The organism is Campylobacter sp. JH32 (assembly GCF_017846535.1).
In the GTDB taxonomy this organism is placed as follows: domain Bacteria; phylum Campylobacterota; class Campylobacteria; order Campylobacterales; family Campylobacteraceae; genus Campylobacter_D; species Campylobacter_D coli.
Window position 1 is genome coordinate 1 of sequence record NZ_JAEQBS010000048.1, and the last position, 382, is coordinate 382.

Annotated in this window: 1 pseudogene; it reads right to left on the bottom strand. The window is 29.3% G+C overall.

From position 1 onward, the window contains the following. Nucleotides 1-382: pseudogene (locus tag KAR67_RS09925) on the bottom strand (VgrG protein); the annotation flags it as partial.

Genomic DNA, 382 nt, shown 5'->3' on the forward strand with positions numbered 1-382 from the left:
TTATTATCTACTCCTACATTTAAGGTATTGCTTAATCCTACTATGGTATCTTTAGATAAGCCTACATTAGTTAAGTATTCTCCTCCTACATTGACATTTTTAGCTAAGTCTATGGTTTGAGTATGAACCTTTTTAATCCTTTCATTATAAATTCCATCCACCTTAGAATCTTTATCATTTAAAATTCTTTGAGTGAAATTATGCTGGACTAATTCATCATAATCCTTTTGGGCTTTTAAATAAATTTGTTCTTTATCTTTTATATTTGAGAGGGTAAGTTCATTATAACCTTCTTCATTAACACCTATGGTTTTAGAAGAAAGGGAGGTTTGATGATCATTAAAAGGAAGATTAACTAAACTTGGATTGGTCCCATTATACA